This window comes from Arthrobacter sp. UYEF20 (genome assembly GCF_040546335.1).
Classification (GTDB): domain Bacteria; phylum Actinomycetota; class Actinomycetes; order Actinomycetales; family Micrococcaceae; genus Arthrobacter.
Genome location: NZ_JBEPNP010000018.1, coordinates 1 through 15649, shown reverse-complemented (window position 1 = coordinate 15649; position 15649 = coordinate 1). Strand labels below are relative to the sequence as shown.

Genomic DNA, 15649 nt, shown 5'->3' with positions numbered 1-15649 from the left:
TCCCCCAAGGAGGTCCCCGTGACTGCTGAACGCACCGCAAACGCCCAAACCGGCGTTTCCCCCGATATCAACGCCGGCACCACCCTCGGTGGGCCCGCCCTTGAGTACCGTCCCGGCCGCTGGATCGCCAACTGGGATGCCGAGAACAAGGAGCAGTGGGAAACCCTGGGCCGCCCCATTGCCCGGCGCAACCTGAACTGGTCCATCTTCGCCGAGTTCCTGGGCTTCGTCGTCTGGCAGCTCTGGTCGATCGTCGTGGTCCAGCTGCCCGCCGCCGGCTTCACCTTCACCACCTCGGAAATCTTCTGGCTGATCTCGATGCCCAGCCTGGTCGGCGCCACCCTCCGGATCCCCTACACGTTCATGGTCCCCCGCTTCGGCGGCCGCAACTGGACCATCGTGTCCGCCCTGCTGCTGCTGATCCCCTCGACCGGGCTGGCCCTCTGCGTCTCCAACCCGGAGACCCCGTTCGGCACCATGCTCTTCGTGGCGGCCCTCGCCGGCTTCGGCGGCGGCAACTTCGCCAGCTCCATGGCCAACATCACCTTCTTCTACCCGGCCCGCGAAAAGGGCTGGGCGCTGGGACTGAACGCCGCCGGCGGCAACCTCGGTGCCGCCGTCGCACAGCTTGCCGTCCCGATTGCCATCACCCTCCTGGCCGCCGGCACCGTCAACCTCCCCATGGCCGGCCTCATGTGGGTCCCGCTGATCCTGCTCGCCGCGTTCGGCGCCTGGAAGTACATGGACAACCTCACCAGCGCCACGGGCGACGTCGCGGGCTCGCTCGCCGCGCTCAAGGAACCGCACCTGTGGGTCATGGCGCTGCTGTACATCGGCACCTTCGGCTCCTTCATCGGCTTCGCCGGCGTCTTCCCCAAGCTCATCAAGGACTACTTCCCGGCGTTCTCCTCCATCGGCGTCGGCACCGTGGCGCTCTCCCTCGCCTTCCTGGGCCCGCTGGTCGGCTCGCTCGCCCGCCCCTACGGCGGACGGATGGCCGACCGGATGGGCGGCGCCCGGATGACCGTTACAGCCTTCGCCGCCATGGCCGTCATCACCCTGACCATGATCTGGACCCTGCCGCTGAAGAACTTCTGGCTCTTCCTGGTCCTGTTCCTGATGCTCTTCACCGCCAGCGGCTTCGGCAACGGCGCAACGTACCGGATGATCCCGGTCATCTTCGCCACCTCCAGCCGGGCAGCAAAGTCCGGCGCCAGCACAGTGGCCACCCAGCGACTCGCGTCCTCGGCCCTTGGCCTCATCTCGGCCATCGGCGCCTACGGCGGGTTTGTCATCCCGCAGGTGCTCAATGCCTCCAACAGCGCCAGCGGCTCCTACACCCCGGCGTTCTACGGCTTTGTCGGGGCGTACGTCCTGATGCTGATCGTCTGCTGGGCCTGCTACATCCGCAACGCCAACCGAAACGCGATGGGACACGTCTAACATGACCAAAAGCGCCGACACGCACTGCCCTTACTGCGCGCTGCAGTGCGCCATGACGCTCAAGTCCCCAGCGGCTCTGACCCCGGCCACCCAGCCGGGGTCAGACCCCGTGCCGGAGCAGCCGGCGCCGGCACCCGCCGTCGGCCTGCCGCCCCTCGAAGTTACCGGCCGCGATTTCCCCACCAACCGCGGCGGCCTGTGCCGCAAGGGCTGGACCTCCGCCTCGCTGCTGACCCACCCCGGCCGTGTCACCGAGCCGCTGCTCAAGGACGCCGACGGCGTCCACCGCCCCATCGGCTGGGACGAGGCCCTGGAACTCATCACCGCCGCGGTCAAGGACACCCGGGCACGCTACGGGGCCGACGCCGTCGGCGTCTTCGGCGGCGGCGGGCTCACCAACGAGAAGGCCTACCAGCTGGGCAAGTTCGCCCGGCTGGCGCTGGGCACCTCCCGGATCGACTACAACGGCCGGTTCTGCATGTCCTCGGCCGCCGCGGCCGGGATGCGCGCCTTCGGCCTGGACCGCGGCCTGCCCTTCCCGCTGGAGGACCTCGACGCCGCCAGCACCATCCTGATGCTCGGCTCCAACGTCGCCGAGACCATGCCGCCGTTCGTGCAGCACCTGCAGGGCGCCCGCGACGCCGGCGGGCTGATCGTGGTGGACCCCCGCCGCTCGGCCACCGCTGCGTTCACGTCCGACGGCGGCGGGCTGCACCTGCAGCCGCTGCCCGGCACCGACCTCGCCCTGCTCCTCGGCCTCTCCCACGTCGTGATCCACGAAGGCCTCGCCGACTCGGGCTACATCACCTCCCGGACTTCGGGTTACGAGGCCCTGGTCCGGAGCGTCGCCTCCTACTGGCCGGAACGCGTGCAGTCCCTGACCGGCGTCCCTGCCGGGCTGATCCGGGACACCGCCCGCAGGCTGGCCGACGGTGCCCGGCAGGGCGGCAGCTACATCCTCACCGGCCGCGGCGTGGAACAGCACGTCGACGGCACGGACACCGCCACCGCCGCCATCAACCTCGCGCTGCTGCTGGGCCTGCCCGGCTCCGCGCGCAGCGGCTACGGCACCCTCACCGGCCAGGGCAACGGCCAGGGCGGCCGCGAACACGGCCAGAAGGCCGACCAGCTCCCCGGCTACCGCAAAATCACCGACCCCGCCGCCCGCGCCCACATGGCACGGGTCTGGGGTGTCCCGGAAGCGCTCATCCCCGGACCCGGCGTTCCCGCCGTCGAACTGTTGAAGTCAATGGGACAGCCCGACGGCGTCCGCTGCCTCTTCGTGCACGGCGCCAACGTGGCGGTCTCCGCGCCGGACGCCAACGCTGTGATCAAGGGGCTGCGCAGCCTGGACTTCCTGGTGGTCTGCGACTTCTTCATCTCCGAGACCGCCGCCGAGGCCGACCTCATCCTGCCGGTCACCCAGTGGGCCGAGGAGGAAGGCACCCTGACCAACCTCGAGGGCCGCGTGCTCCGCCGCCGCCGCGCCCTCGCTTCCCCGCCCGGGGTGCGCACGGAGCTGTGGATCATGACCCGGTTGGCCGAGTTGTTGGATGCTCCGTCCACGTTCAGCGAGGACCCGGAGACCGTCTTCGAGGAGCTCCGGCTCGCGTCCGAAGGCGGGCTGGCCGACTACTCCGGGATCGACTACGCCATGCTGGACCGCGGCGAGGCCGCCTACTGGCCCTACCCGTCCGGAAGCACCGGCACGCCCCGGCTGTTCCTGGACTCCTTTGCCCACACGGACGGCCGGGCGGTGTTCACGGCGGTGACCGCCCGCCGTCGTACGCCTTCTGCCGCGGACGCCGCAGCGGCCGCGGACCGGGCCGGCACTGGACAATTCGGTACGCCGATGACCCTGATCACCGGCCGACTGATGGAGCACTACCAGTCCGGCGCGCAGACCCGCCGGGTGGCCGCCCTCGCCGAGGCCCAGCCCGAGGCGCGGCTGCAGATCCATCCCGCGGCCGCCGCGGCGCAGGGCATCGCCGCGGGCGACTTCGTCTCGATCTCCAATGAGCGCGGCGAGGTCAGCTGCCGGGCCGAACTGAGCACGGACATCCGGCCCGAGACGGTGTTCCTGCCGTTCCATTTCCCGGAGCTGGAGAGCGCCAACCGGCTCACCGAGGCGGCGACTGATCCGATTTCCGGGATGCCGGAGTTCAAGACCAGCAAGGTGTGGGTGCGGCCGGGCGCCGGTCTTCTTCCGAGCGGTGTGTTGCTGGCTGCTGATCTTCAGAAAGAGGGGGCCTCATGACTGAGCGCATTGTTGTTGTAGGCTTCGGCCCGGTGGCCGCGCGGCTGGTCGACGAGCTGTTGCCGGCGGTGCGCAGCGGCCTGGCGCAGCTGATGGTGGTCGGCGAGGAGGCGGAGGCCGCGTACAACCGCGTGCTAGTGGCTGACCTCGGCGTCGGACGGACCACCGCTTCTGCATTGGCGCTGTCCGATGCCGCCGCGCTGATTGCCGACGGCGTCGACGTCCGGCTCGGAGTGCGCGTCCGCCGGGTGGACCGCGCCCGGCAGCAGCTTAAGTTGAGCGACGGCACCTCCCCCGGTTACGACCGGCTGGTCTTCGCAACCGGCTCCCGCCCTGTGATCCCCAACCTCACCGGGCTGAACCCGGATCCGGCCTCGCCCGTGCTGCCTACCGGCGTGACTGCCCTCCGGGACCTGCGCGACGCCTCGGTGTTGCAGGCGGCGGTGGCGGGCGGCAAGCGCGTCGTGGTCCTGGGCGGCGGCGTGCTCGGGCTGGAGACCGCCCTCGCCGCGGCCGAGGAAGGCGCCACCGTCACTGTGGTGCACAACGGTCCCCACCCGCTGGGCCGGAACATCGACCGCGGCGGCGGCGCCGTGCTCGCGGCGAGCCTGCGGAACTGCGGCGTCCGGGTGGCCGGCAATGCGCGCTCCGTCGGCGTGGAACACAACGCGCCCGACGGCGGCTTCTCGGCCCTGCTGCTGGACGACGGCTCCGCGATCGACGGCGACCTGCTGGTGCTCTCCTGCGGCGTCCGGCCCCGGACCGAGCTGGCGGAAGGCTGCGGGCTCTCGACGGCGGCCGGCATCCTGGTGGACCACAAGCTCCGGGCCCACCACGAACCCCACATCTTCGCGATCGGCGACTGCGCCGAGGTCCGCTGCCCCGAGCCGGAGTGCGTCGAGTGCCGGACCGCGCGCGGACCGTCCGGGCTGGTGGGTCCCGGCTGGCGGCAGGCGGAATGGCTCGCCGAGTACCTGGTGCTGCTGGCTTCCGGGGCTCCGGACGCTGAGGCTCTGCCGGTGCTGGCGCCGGAGCTGCCGGGCGTCATTGTGCTTAAGGCCCGCGGCATGAACATGGCCGTGGCCGGGGATGTTTCCGCGGACCCGTGGGACGAGGAAGTGCTGACTGCCGGGGCCGTGAACGGACGTGCGCGGCTGCAGATCGCCCAGTGGGCCGATCCCGAGCACGGCCGCTACGTGAAGATGACCACCCGCGCCGGCGTTCTCGAAGGCCTGGTGGCGGTAGGGATGCCCCGCACCGCGGCGGAGTTGGTGCAGCTCTTCGAACGCGGGGCCGAGTTGCCGGCGGACAGGTCACTGCTGCTGCGCCTGGACGGGCCAGACCAGGCGGCGGCCGCGGGTGCCGCTGATCCGGAGCGCACCGTGTGCCGGTGCGCCGGGGTGAGTGGGACGAAGATTGCTGCTGCTGTTACTTCCGGGTGCGGCACGGTGGCCGAGGTTTCCGGCGCCACGCGGGCGGGCACCGGATGCGGCGGGTGCCACGACGACATCAAGGCGATTATCGAGAAGCACTTTCAGGGGGCGGTGGCGTAACGCCGGTGTGCCCCCGTGAACTCGATGCGCCGCGACCTATCGCCCGCAGGAGTGGACCATGCCTCTTCGCGCGGACAATGAGGCTTTGCCTACATTGAACTGGGCTTGTGTCGCAGCTAACTATTATGCGGATTCATCGTCGTAATCCACCAGTCGGATATGGACTCTGCCGCATCGCCGAGCTCCAGAGCTTTCTCACGCGTAACGCCTTGATTTTGTCCATGTGCAATAAGGTTTCGAAAATCCACGAGATTCCCCAACAGCCGCCGGAGACTCTGCTCGTTCTCGTCGAGGACGTTATCGAGGTCCTGCGCCCAAGCAGGATCAAACCGTTCCGCAAGTTCCCGAAGTGCCCTTGCTGACGGATTCCGCGACTTGGCAAGCCAAGTCAAACTAAATGATCGAACGGGACCGCCGGCCTTCCCCTCGACATAACCCTGGGCGCATTTCTGAACGACTTGTTCCAGATGCCCGCAGCTTCTCAGAACGAGGAGCCGCGACAGCCACGACAGGGCCTCGGCTGGCAGATCTTTGTCGGGGGTCTCCACAATTTCGCGAAGCAGGGCCAGGTTACTCTTCGACGAGGTCACTTCCCACGGTGGCCAACTCTTAGCCATGGTGACTATTTCGCGAATGCTCTAGTGGCAAGCGCAAGGCGTTTGCGGACGTTCTCTTCATCAGCAGTTGATTTCGTGAACGAGGCAATCATCTCCTTGTCCGCAAGTAGTTCTTTGGTGGCGGCACTAACCGCTGGGAGGGAGGGAGAATCCAGCTCGAGACGCCCCATGAGCCCGACAAAAAGGGCCTCTGTCAGAGCAGAATTCACAGCACTTCCATAAGGTCGGATGACTGTGGGACCAGGACCTTGGGCGAGTAGTCGAGCGGCCTCCTTGAAGCGCTTTTCTAGGTTGTCCTTGTCCAGATTATCCAGTCCGCGATGAGCGGCCATCACGTCGTTCAGATACTTCTTGAGAGGGCGTTTGTATGACCCCGGAGTCACATTAAGTGCAATAATTCGAAGAATCAACTCCTGATCTCGCAAGTGTCGAGCAGCTCTGCCATAAAGTTTCACGCCATTCCGCAGACTCTGAAAGTGCGGTAAGCCACTCGACGAAGTCACCAGCGTAGAGCGCAATGCGAATTTCGTGCGGGGTGAGCTGTGTGCCTCCAGAGTTCAAACGCTCGAACACCTGATAGATGGCGTCAAGCGAAGCAACTGTCGGCTGAGTTTGGACTATCGTGGCTTGAATGAAGGTATTGTCGATCTGTCGACGTTGTTCCGAGCTCAAAGATTCGTAGGTCAGGCCCTTGAATCGCTCTGCAACAGACTGTAGAGCGAATTCTTTCTTGTTGACGACACCGTGGTAGTAAGCTGCCAACGTGCGCAGCCGCTGCTGTCCATCAAGAACCAAATACCTCCGGTCCGTTTGCTGAACGAGAAACACTCCAGGAATCGGATAACCGAGAAGCAAGGATTCAATAAATCGATCCATCTGAGTCTTCGTCCACACAAACGGTCGCTGGAACCGTGCGGTCTCAATAGGGTCCGCTTCCAGTACTTCAACGCCAAAAGTTGGAATGACAATATCTCCACGCTTCAATCTGCGGACAAGTCCCTCAACATCGAAATCTGTGCTGGAATAGGCAACCTGAGCGGGATCTGGGTCTGGGGCGCTCTCATCCTCGAGTTGCTCCTCCGAAATATCGGAATCTTCATCTAGGAGGGCATCTTGAGAGTCAAGCACTGTTTCCGCGTCGCGAGATCCATTCGTCATTTCATCAGCGTACCCGCGCGAGATCAATAGCGTTCAGCATGCCACGACATGGGAAGGCAACTGAGGCCTTCCCCCTTGGCACAGCCGCTGGGCGGGGATGCAATGGACCTAGGCTCCGTTCGTCAGCAGGAGGCATCCCATGAACATTCTGGTCATTTTGGTGCTCAGCGCGATTTTTGTGTTCGCCGTCGTTGTGGTCATGACGCGCGACAAGGATCCGCAGCAGCGGGCCACGGTGCTGCTACGGACCGGGGCGGCCATCATGGCGTTGATCACGGCCCTCGCAGTAATCGTCATCGTCGGCTATACGCAGCAGAACCCGGGCGAAGCTGCCGCGATGCTGATATCGCTCGCCTGGGTGATGCCGATGCTCATCCTCGCTGCTCGGCCTGGTTCTGGCCGACGCACCCGCTCCCTGCTGCTCGCCCTGGCTTCTTCGTTCATCGCGGCCTGCGCGTGGCTGCCCTTGGACCCGCCGCCCACGCAACTTCGTCAGCGAAAACGGACCCATCATGGCGTTAGCGTCATCGCACTGGCGTTCCCGGCCGCCAGAGTCGGCCTGAGACGTGCCGCTCTGGCAGGCTGGCTGCTCGTGGCCCCAGGCGTCCTGTTGTTCGTGATCACAGGGATCGCAAAGTCCGGTCCGGTCGGATCGCTCACCGCGGCAAGGATGGCCCCCTGATCGCGGGGGTCAGCTACTTGGCCTCCGCCGGAATGGTGAGCGGACGCACGGCGTCAGGCATTCACCGGAACTGCCCCCGAGAAACGCCAGGCATCTGCCGCGTAACGAGAATCGGGCAGACAACGAATCGCAGGTAGCATCGGGGCCATGAGCGCCGACGACGACGACATCACCGAAGAACTGCTGGCTGACGCCGAGAAGCTGAACGGGCTGAGCCTGGAGCTCCTTGGGCTCGACCCGCATCCCGACGACATGACCGCCGAGCAGCGGCTTCAGTTTGATCCCGAAGACCTGGACGAAATGGCCGCCGTCGCGCCGGAGGAACGTGAGAAGTCAGTGCGCCAGACGCGCCTGCTGGCAGGCCTCCTGTGGAACTCGTCGAGCATCCTCATCGACCAGCTTTTCCGTGACCTGGGCACGCTGGGCCAGCTGGAAGCCGCCACGCCCACCGATATCGCAGGGACCTCGGTCCTGTCGTCCCTGCCGCTGCAGTTCGCCGCGAGTTACGACGCAATGTTCACCCAGAAGTTCATCGTGGTCGCAGCCGACGTCACCGCATCGCTGGTCCGCGGCTGGACCGCCCCCGGCTGCCTCGCAGCCGAACTCGCTGTCCGTTGCCTGCTCGACCAGGCCGAAATCACCGAGGACATCTACGAACTGGACCTTCCCGAAGACTGGCGGGCCGACGTCGAAGAAGTCCTGCTGGAAGACGCGGACAGTGAGGCCCTGTACTCGGACAGGCTCGATGATCTCGAAGATGACGCCAGCGAACTTGACTTCGAGCAGTGGTTCAAACCCTTCGCCCCCGGCGACACCGTTCCGCCGTACGCCTATTCCTGACCCGACGCGGCTCAGTGCCCCGCGGCGAGGTGCGTGGCGGCGTCGAAGGGCTCGAACAAGGACGAGCCGATCATGAAGATGCCGCGCTGCGGGATCCAGAAGTCACCGAGCCTGTCCTGGACGAGCAGGGCCGAAGTCTGGCCCAGGCTGTTCCCCTTCAGGTGCGCTTTGCTCTCGCGGACAAACCACATCCGCCGGGGGCGCGCAGGAATGTCCGGCTGCGCCACAGCGGCTCCGGAACCGCGCCGGACACCGCGGACATTAGCCGGCTCACCGGCGTCGCGGCCAGCGTCAGGTCCCAGCTCAGGTCCACGCCGTCTCCGACCTCCACGCTGAAGGAGTAGCCGTCACGCCACCGGATGGAGATCCCGCCCGTCGACGCCGAGCCGAGGGCGCTGCCGAAGTACCGGGGGCAGGAGGACCCGGGGTCGGTGGTGCTGCGCATTGTCCAGACGCCGGCAGGGTCGCGGATCCAGACCGAGCTGTAGCCCGGGCCGATGGAGGAGGCCGCAAAATGCCGCAGGGCCAGGATGTAGCCGAAGCTGAACGGAACGCCCATCACGCCGTAGCCGGCAAAGCGTTCCTCCGGGCCCGAGGGCAGCACGGGGTTCTGTTCCACGGACTCAACCAGGGTGCGGGGACTCTGCATGGCTACGGCCTCCGTCATTTGTTACATGTGGACGTGCAGGCGCCTCGCGGCTTCGGAAATGGAACCGCTCAGGGACGGGTACACGGTGAAGGTGCTCGCGACGTCGTCGACGTGCAGTTTCTGGGTCACCGCGAGGGAGACCGCGAAGATCAGCTCGGAGGCGTTCGGCCCCACCACGACGCCGCCGATCACGGTGCCGGAGCCCTTCCGGGCGAAGATCTTGACGAAGCCGTCCTTGTGGTTGCGCATCTTGGCGCGGGCGTTGCTTTTCAGCGAAAGCTTGACGATGTCGGCCTGGTACTTGCCGGACTCGATTTCGGCCTCGGAGACGCCGACGTTGGCGATCTCCGGTGAGGTGAAGATGTTCGAGGCGACCTGGTGCAGCTTGAGCGGCATGACGCTGTCGCCCAGGAAGTGGGCGATCGCGATCCGGCCCTGCATGGCGGCGACGGAGGCCAGGGCCAGGACGCCGGTGCAGTCACCCGCGGCGTAGATGTTCGGCGCGGTGGTGCGGGAGACGCCGTCGACCTTGATGTGGCCGCTCTCGGTGAGCGCCACGCCGGCCTCCTCGAGGCCGATCCCGTCCGTGTTGGGGATGGAGCCGACGCAGACGAGACAGTGGCTGCCGGTCACCGTCGAGCCGTCGCCGAGGGTGACCACGACGCCGTCCTCGGTGCGTTCGACGGACTCGGCGCGGGAGCGGGAGAGGACCTTGAGGCCGCGGCGTTCGAAGACGCCCTCGAGGACTTCGGCGGCGTCGGTGTCCGAACCCGGGAGCACGCGGTCGCGGCTGGAAATCAGCGTCACCCTGGAGCCCAGGCCGTTGTAGGCGGAGGCGAACTCGGCGCCGGTGACACCGGAACCCACCACGATCAGGTCCTCGGGCAGCTCGTCCAGGTTGTAGATCTGGGCCCAGTTCAGGATCCGGATGCCGTCCGGCCGCGCGGTGGGGAGTTCGCGCGGGTGGGCGCCGACCGCCAGCAGGATCGCGTCGGCCTCGACGGTTTCGGTGCCGTCGACGGTGAGGACCTCGATGGTGTGGCTGTCCAGCATTTTGCCGGAGCCGATCAGGATGCGGACGCCCTGGTGCTCCAGGCCGGCCCGGATGTCCTCGGACTGCTTCCGCGCGAGGCCCAGGAGGCGGTCATTGATGTGTTTGAGGTCGGCACGCATCACCGGAACGAAATCGCCGCCGTCGACGTCGAACTTGACGCCCAGCTCCCCTGCCTCGGCCACGCGGGTCATCAGGTCCGCCGTCGCGATCAGGGTTTTGGAGGGCACGACGTCAGTCAGCACCGCGGATCCGCCGAGCCCCGCCCGCTCGATGATGGTGACCTGGGCCCCCAGCGAGGCGGCGACCATGGCCGCTTCGTAGCCACCGGGCCCCCCGCCGAGGATTGCGATGCGGGGTGAGCTGAATTCGGGATGCGTAGTCACAATCATCCATTGTCCTCCATCCGCACCGGCCCACCAAGAAACGGGCCCGAACCATGCCGCACGGGGTGCTGGGCAGCACGCCACCGGCACGATAACTTGTACCGGTGAGTACAACAGAATTCCTGAACACTGATCCCTTCGACGCCGCCCGCGCCGCCGCCGACTATATCGCCGAGGAGACGGGCGTCGAGGCCCACGACGTGGCCCTGGTGCTCGGTTCGGGCTGGGCCGACGCCGCAGAACTGATCGGCGAGACCACCGCTACGCTGTCCGCGGCCGAGGTCCCGGGGTTCTCCTCCCCGTCGGTGGTGGGCCACACGGGCACCATCCGCTCGGTGCTGACCAGGGAGGGCAAGCGGGCCCTGGTCCTGGGCGCGCGCACCCACTACTACGAGGGCAAGGGCGTCCGCGCCGTGGTCCACGGCGTGCGCACCGCCGCGGCGGCCGGCTGCAAGACGCTGGTCCTGACCAACGGCTGCGGCGGCCTGAACGAGGACTGGACGCCCGGCACGCCCGTGCTGATCAGCGACCACATCAACCTCACCGCCACGTCCCCGCTTGAAGGCGCCACCTTCGTGGACCTGACGGACCTGTACTCCTCGCGCATCCGCGCCCTGGCCCGCGAAGTCGACGCCTCGCTGGACGAAGGCGTCTACGCGCAGTTCACCGGACCGCACTACGAGACCCCCGCCGAGGTGCAGTACGCCAAGCGGATCGGCGCCAGCCTGGTGGGCATGTCCACCGCCCTCGAAGCCATCGCCGGCCGCCACGCCGGCATGGAGGTCTTCGGCATTTCACTCGTGACCAACCTCGCCGCCGGCATCAGCCCGGTCCCGCTCAGCCACGGGGAAGTCCTCGAAGCCGGTCAGGCCGCGGGCCCGCGCATCTCCCGGCTGCTCGCGGAGATCATCGCCAAGCTCTAGAAACCCACATCCCGGGGTCAGTGGTCGGTGGATTCCCTTGCCGGGGACAAGGGGGCCGGGGTTCCGTATTCGCTGGCGGCCCATGAGGCGAGGAGGCGCATCGATTGTTCGGAGCCGGTGACGGGCTCGGCGGTGTAGATGGTGAGTGTCAGGCCGGGTTCCGCGGCCATCTCCAAGCCCTCGAAGGCCAAGGTGAGTTCGCCGACGACCGGATGGTGGAATGTCTTGAAGCCGGTGCCGTGATGACGGACGTTGTGCGCGCCCCACCGGCGCCGGAACTCCTCGCAGCGGGTGCTGAGCTCGCCGATGAGGTCGTGGAGTTCCTTGTTGTGTGGGTCGCGGGCGGCTTCGGTGCGCAAGATGGCGACGGTCACCTCGGCGAAAAGGTCCCAGTCGGGGTAGAACTCGTGCGCGCGGGGATCGAGGAAGGTGTACCGGGCCATGTTCGGCGGCTGGCCCGGCATGTCGTAGACGTCCTGGTAGAACGCGCGGGCCAGGGTGTTGACGGCGAGCAGGTCCATGCGTCCGTTGCGGACGAACGCCGGGCCGGCGGTGATCGCATCCAGCGTCCACTGCAGGCTCTGGTGCGGGGCCCAGGTCTTCGAGTTACGGCGCCGCGGCGGCCTGGCCACCGGGCTTGCGGAGTGGGCGAGATCGAACAGGTGCGCCCGCTCGGCATCATCAAGGTCCAAGGCCCTGGCCAGACTGTCGAGGACCTCAGGTGAGGCGCCGCTGATCGCGCCGCGTTCCATGCGCGTGTAGTACTCGACGCTCACCCCGGCCAGGCTCGCGACCTCAATGCGGCGCAGACCCTTGACCCGCCGATTGGTGCCGGTAGGGAGACCGACCTGATCCGGGGTCACCTTGGCACGGCGCGACGTGAGGAACTCACGCACTTCCGCTCGATTGTCCATGCCTCCACGCTAAACGATGTCCGCATGCCGAGGGAGTCCCTGCTGGTACCTCCACCAACCGGGACTCCCCCGTCCGCGCGTTGAGTGGTGTCCTTGTAGGGAAGGACCAACCGATAGCGAGGAGAGCACCCATCATGCGTGGAGTCATCATGCACGCCCCCGGCGATGTCCGCGTCGCCGAACGCGAGAACCCGAAGATCGTCGAACCCACCGACGCGATCATCCGCGTCAGTGCCACTTGCGTGTGCGGTTCCGATCTTTGGCCGTACCGCGGTGCCGACGAGGCGGCGGACACCCCGATGGGCCACGAATACGTCGGCGTGGTCGAGGAGATCGGCGCGGACGTCAAGACGCTCAAGCCCGGCGACTTCGTCGTCGGCTCGTTCATGGCCTCGGACAACACCTGCGAGATCTGCCAGGCCGGATACCAGTCCCGCTGCGTCCACGTCGAGCCCATGGGCATGATCGGCACCCAGGCCGAGCGCGCCCGCATCCCGCTGGCGGACGGCACCCTCGTGACCACCCCGGGCCAGCCCTCCGCCGATCTGATTCCGTCGCTCCTGGCGGCCTCGGATGTGCTGGGCACCGGTTGGTTCGCCGCGGTCGCTGCCGAGGCCGGTCCGGGAAAGACCGTCGCCGTCGTCGGTGACGGAGCCGTCGGCCTGCTCGGCATCCTGGCGGCCACACAGCTCGGTGCCGAGCGGATCATTGCCATGTCACGGCATGCCGACCGGCAGGCACTGGCCAAGGAGTTCGGCGCCACCGACATCGTCGAAGAACGCGGCGACCACGGAGCGGCACGGATCAAGGAGCTCACCGGCGGGCTCGGTGCCCACTCGGTGATCGAGGCCGTCGGCACCCAGGAGTCGATGATGCAGGCCGTCCGCTCTACCCGCCCCGGCGGTCATGTCGGCTATGTCGGCGTCTCCCATGACGTGCAGCTGCCCGGCGAAGAACTGTTCTTCTCCGGTGTGCACCTGCACGGCGGCCCCGCACCGGTCCGCCGCTTCCTGCCCGAACTGATCCAGCTCATCTGGGACCGCAAGATCGACCCCGGCAAGGTCTTCGACCTCACCCTCCCACTCGAGGATGCGGCCGAGGCGTACCGGGCCATGGACGAGCGCCGGGCCATCAAGGTCCTGCTCCAGCCGTAACAGGTTCCTCGACCGGCGGAGACACCGACGTGCTCGCCTGCGAGCTTCAGTGGCCGCAGCCAACAGGAAGAAACGAAACCACCTTGATCTCAGAAACCGCGACGAACGGCACTGGAAGCGTGCGCACGGGCCCCGTTTCCGCCGCGGATGCCTTCGCCCCTGTGGAGACGACGGCGGCCACGCCTGTGGACTCGTCGGTTCCAGGCGACCGCCTGCCCTTGGCCGCTCTCCTGGTCATGGCGCTCATGGGATTCATCCTCATCGCCACCGAAACCATGCCCGCTGGCCTGTTGCCGCAAATCGCCGCCGGCCTGAGCACCAGCGAGGGCACCGCGGGACAGCTCGTCAGCGCCTACGCCCTGGGAACGGTCATCGCGACGATGCCCGCTGTCGCCCTGACCCGTGGCATGCGCCGAAAGCCGGTCTTCATCGTCGGAGTCCTCGGATTCCTTGTCGCTAACATCATCACGGCGTTCTCCGGCGAGATTGCGCTGTCCCTCGCGGCACGTTTCCTGGCCGGGGCCTTCTCCGGCCTGATCTGGGGAATGCTCGCCGGCTATGCGCGGCGCATCACCGCCCCGAAATACGCCGGTAGGGCGCTGGCGATCGCCTCGATCGGCACTCCGATCGGCCTGGCCGTCGGGACCCCGCTGGGTTCATGGCTGGGAACAGCGTTCGACTGGCGCTTGTCCTTCGGGACGCTGGCGGTCCTGACACTCATCACCGCCTTGCTCGCCGCGGCCCTCGTCCCCGATGCACCCGGCCAGGCGGCGGCCTCCCGCGTCCCGCTGGTGCGCATCCTCCACATTCCCGGCGTCGCGGTGATCCTCGCCGTCATCGTCGCCTGGATGCTCGCGCACAACATCGTTTACACCTATATCTCCGCCTACCTCCGCTCCGGCAACCTCCGGCTCTCCGTCGACGTCGCGCTGGTGACCTTTGGCGTCGCAGCCCTGATCGGCATCGGCTTCACCGGCGCCGTCATTGACCGCGCCCTCCGGCCACTGGTCCTTGGCAGCATCACACTGTTCCTTGCCGCGGGTGTGGTCTTTATCATCGGCCACGAGTCAGTCGTCGCCGTCCTTGTCGCGATCGTCCTCTGGGGCCTGGCTTTCGGGGGCGCAGCGGCCCAACTGCAAACGGCCATCAGCATGGCAAGCGGCGAGAACGCCGACGTCGCGAACTCCATGCTCGGCGTCGCCTTCAACGTCGCCATCTTCGCCGCCGGCGTGATCGGCGCCGTCGTCATCGGCAACTTTGACGGCGTCACCCTTCCGGTCGTCATGAGCGGGCTTGCCCTGACCGCGCTGGCGGTCGCATTTGTTGGGCGCCGCACGGCATTCCCCACGAAACCGTAGTCCTACGGCACTTAGCCGGTCAGCTCGCCCAGCACGCGACGCGCCTAGTTGCCTTCGGCGGCAAGGTACTTAAGTGCCTTCTGCCTGTCGTCCGGAAACCGCCGATCCATCGAATCGGCGATTCCGGCGATGGTCTGGCGTGCCAAAGCCTGCCGCCACACCAGTTCGGCCTGGCGCATGGTCTGCGAAATGAGGCAGGTCCGGACATGGTTCACCCCGGGATCGGCATCGGGAACGTTTCCCAGGATGCCTTCACAGCGGAATGCCGGCTCGGGACCTTCGAGTGCCAGGACAACATCCAGCACGGTGATGTTTTCGGGCCTGCGTGCCAGGTGGAAACCTCCCCGGGGTCCCGAGACTGAGGTCAGGACGCCGGCGCGGACCAGTGCCTGGAGCTGCTTGTTCAGGTAGGCGCCGGGGAGCTTGTAGTACTCCGCCAGCCGGGCGCTGTTCACCGCCTCCTCCCCCGGCGTCCACGCCATGTTGACGCAACTGTGCACGGCCCATTCCACCCCTCGGCCCATCTTCATATTCCAGACGTTTGAGCTGCCGCGAGGATTTCGGACAGTGGAATTGGTGGATTCTTCTACGCTGCCAGTGCTGGCTGTCGATAACCATAGTGGACTTCGTTGGGCCGTCGGTAATCGAGCGCGGAGTGTCGGCG

Annotated in this window: 16 protein-coding genes; 8 read left to right on the top strand and 8 right to left on the bottom strand. The window is 66.9% G+C overall.

Annotated elements, in window-relative coordinates; translation table 11 throughout:
• Positions 1-18 precede the first annotated feature (18 nt).
• Genes ABIB26_RS17795 through ABIB26_RS17785 form a run of 3 tightly spaced genes read left to right on the top strand, consistent with a single transcriptional unit; the run spans position 19 to position 5253 of the window.
• Positions 19-1443, top strand: a complete 1425-nt coding sequence (locus ABIB26_RS17795) for an MFS transporter (RefSeq protein WP_354246059.1) — start codon at positions 19-21, stop codon at positions 1441-1443.
• Position 1444: 1 nt separating this feature from the next.
• Positions 1445-3700 (top strand): molybdopterin oxidoreductase family protein, encoded by a 2256-nt coding sequence (locus tag ABIB26_RS17790; RefSeq protein WP_354246057.1) that lies wholly within the window; start codon positions 1445-1447, stop codon positions 3698-3700.
• A complete protein-coding gene (locus ABIB26_RS17785; protein ID WP_354246055.1) occupies positions 3697-5253 on the top strand; it encodes an FAD-dependent oxidoreductase in 1557 nt (518 codons plus the stop codon). Before ABIB26_RS17790 ends, ABIB26_RS17785 begins: the two co-directional genes overlap by 4 nt.
• Positions 5254-5369: 116 nt before the next feature.
• Here the strand turns inward: ABIB26_RS17785 and ABIB26_RS17780 are convergent, their stop codons facing one another.
• Genes ABIB26_RS17780 through ABIB26_RS17770 form a run of 3 tightly spaced genes read right to left on the bottom strand, consistent with a single transcriptional unit; the run spans position 5370 to position 7028 of the window.
• Positions 5370-5870 (bottom strand): HEPN domain-containing protein, encoded by a 501-nt coding sequence (locus ABIB26_RS17780; protein WP_354246052.1) that lies wholly within the window; start codon positions 5868-5870, stop codon positions 5370-5372.
• Positions 5871-5875: 5 nt separating this feature from the next.
• Positions 5876-6280, bottom strand: a complete 405-nt coding sequence (locus ABIB26_RS17775; protein ID WP_354246051.1) for a hypothetical protein — start codon at positions 6278-6280, stop codon at positions 5876-5878.
• The gene (locus tag ABIB26_RS17770; RefSeq protein WP_354246049.1) at positions 6255-7028 is read right to left on the bottom strand and encodes a GmrSD restriction endonuclease domain-containing protein; all 774 of its coding nucleotides are present in this window, start codon (positions 7026-7028) and stop codon (positions 6255-6257) included. Before ABIB26_RS17770 ends, ABIB26_RS17775 begins: the two co-directional genes overlap by 26 nt.
• Positions 7029-7167: 139 nt before the next feature.
• Here ABIB26_RS17770 and ABIB26_RS17765 point away from each other — a divergent pair, with 139 nt between their 5' ends.
• Together ABIB26_RS17765 and ABIB26_RS17760 are read left to right on the top strand one after the other, a co-directional pair.
• A complete protein-coding gene (locus ABIB26_RS17765; protein ID WP_354246047.1) occupies positions 7168-7710 on the top strand; it encodes a hypothetical protein in 543 nt (180 codons plus the stop codon).
• Between the two features lie 147 nt (positions 7711-7857).
• Positions 7858-8550 (top strand): hypothetical protein, encoded by a 693-nt coding sequence (locus ABIB26_RS17760; RefSeq protein WP_354246044.1) that lies wholly within the window; start codon positions 7858-7860, stop codon positions 8548-8550.
• A gap of 11 nt (positions 8551-8561) precedes the next feature.
• On the opposite strand, the gene ABIB26_RS17755 is transcribed toward ABIB26_RS17760, so the two are convergent.
• Genes ABIB26_RS17755 through ABIB26_RS17745 form a run of 3 tightly spaced genes read right to left on the bottom strand, consistent with a single transcriptional unit; the run spans position 8562 to position 10636 of the window.
• A complete protein-coding gene (locus tag ABIB26_RS17755; RefSeq protein ID WP_354246041.1) occupies positions 8562-8741 on the bottom strand; it encodes a hypothetical protein in 180 nt (59 codons plus the stop codon).
• Positions 8708-9199, bottom strand: coding sequence for a hypothetical protein (locus tag ABIB26_RS17750; RefSeq protein WP_354246038.1), 492 nt, complete (start codon positions 9197-9199; stop codon positions 8708-8710). The genes ABIB26_RS17755 and ABIB26_RS17750 overlap by 34 nt, the downstream gene beginning before the upstream one ends.
• A gap of 21 nt (positions 9200-9220) precedes the next feature.
• Entirely contained in the window at positions 9221-10636 is a 1416-nt protein-coding gene (locus ABIB26_RS17745; protein ID WP_354246035.1) for an NAD(P)H-quinone dehydrogenase, read from the bottom strand.
• Positions 10637-10740: 104 nt separating this feature from the next.
• Between ABIB26_RS17745 and ABIB26_RS17740 the strand changes: the two genes are divergently transcribed.
• Complete coding sequence (locus tag ABIB26_RS17740; protein ID WP_354246032.1) at positions 10741-11559, top strand: purine-nucleoside phosphorylase; 819 nt, start codon at positions 10741-10743, stop codon at positions 11557-11559.
• A 17-nt stretch (positions 11560-11576) separates the two neighbouring features.
• Here ABIB26_RS17740 and ABIB26_RS17735 read toward each other — a convergent pair whose 3' ends face one another.
• Entirely contained in the window at positions 11577-12473 is an 897-nt protein-coding gene (locus ABIB26_RS17735; RefSeq protein WP_354246029.1) for a helix-turn-helix transcriptional regulator, read from the bottom strand.
• Positions 12474-12607: 134 nt separating this feature from the next.
• Here ABIB26_RS17735 and ABIB26_RS17730 point away from each other — a divergent pair, with 134 nt between their 5' ends.
• Positions 12608-13627: a zinc-dependent alcohol dehydrogenase family protein gene (locus ABIB26_RS17730; RefSeq protein ID WP_354246026.1), complete on the top strand. Its 1020-nt coding sequence runs from the start codon at positions 12608-12610 to the stop codon at positions 13625-13627.
• Between the two features lie 83 nt (positions 13628-13710).
• Positions 13711-14985: an MFS transporter gene (locus ABIB26_RS17725; protein WP_354246024.1), complete on the top strand. Its 1275-nt coding sequence runs from the start codon at positions 13711-13713 to the stop codon at positions 14983-14985.
• A 44-nt stretch (positions 14986-15029) separates the two neighbouring features.
• On the opposite strand, the gene ABIB26_RS17720 is transcribed toward ABIB26_RS17725, so the two are convergent.
• Positions 15030-15515 (bottom strand): RrF2 family transcriptional regulator, encoded by a 486-nt coding sequence (locus ABIB26_RS17720; protein ID WP_354246021.1) that lies wholly within the window; start codon positions 15513-15515, stop codon positions 15030-15032.
• Between the last annotated feature and the right edge of the window lie 134 nt (positions 15516-15649).

Excerpts from the sequence above, each read along its gene's own strand:
- ABIB26_RS17720 (WP_354246021.1), bottom strand. The coding sequence starts at position 15,515 with ATGAAGATGGGCCGAGGGGTGGAATGGGCCGTGCACAGTTGCGTCAAC.
- ABIB26_RS17780 (WP_354246052.1), bottom strand. The coding sequence starts at position 5,870 with ATGGCTAAGAGTTGGCCACCGTGGGAAGTGACCTCGTCGAAGAGTAAC.
- ABIB26_RS17730 (WP_354246026.1), top strand. The coding sequence starts at position 12,608 with ATGCGTGGAGTCATCATGCACGCCCCCGGCGATGTCCGCGTCGCCGAA.
- ABIB26_RS17755 (WP_354246041.1), bottom strand. The coding sequence starts at position 8,741 with ATGTGGTTTGTCCGCGAGAGCAAAGCGCACCTGAAGGGGAACAGCCTG.
- ABIB26_RS17765 (WP_354246047.1), top strand. The coding sequence starts at position 7,168 with ATGAACATTCTGGTCATTTTGGTGCTCAGCGCGATTTTTGTGTTCGCC.
- ABIB26_RS17785 (WP_354246055.1), top strand. The coding sequence starts at position 3,697 with ATGACTGAGCGCATTGTTGTTGTAGGCTTCGGCCCGGTGGCCGCGCGG.
- ABIB26_RS17790 (WP_354246057.1), top strand. The coding sequence starts at position 1,445 with ATGACCAAAAGCGCCGACACGCACTGCCCTTACTGCGCGCTGCAGTGC.
- ABIB26_RS17750 (WP_354246038.1), bottom strand. The coding sequence starts at position 9,199 with ATGCAGAGTCCCCGCACCCTGGTTGAGTCCGTGGAACAGAACCCCGTG.
- ABIB26_RS17770 (WP_354246049.1), bottom strand. The coding sequence starts at position 7,028 with ATGACGAATGGATCTCGCGACGCGGAAACAGTGCTTGACTCTCAAGAT.
- ABIB26_RS17760 (WP_354246044.1), top strand. The coding sequence starts at position 7,858 with ATGAGCGCCGACGACGACGACATCACCGAAGAACTGCTGGCTGACGCC.
- ABIB26_RS17735 (WP_354246029.1), bottom strand. The coding sequence starts at position 12,473 with ATGGACAATCGAGCGGAAGTGCGTGAGTTCCTCACGTCGCGCCGTGCC.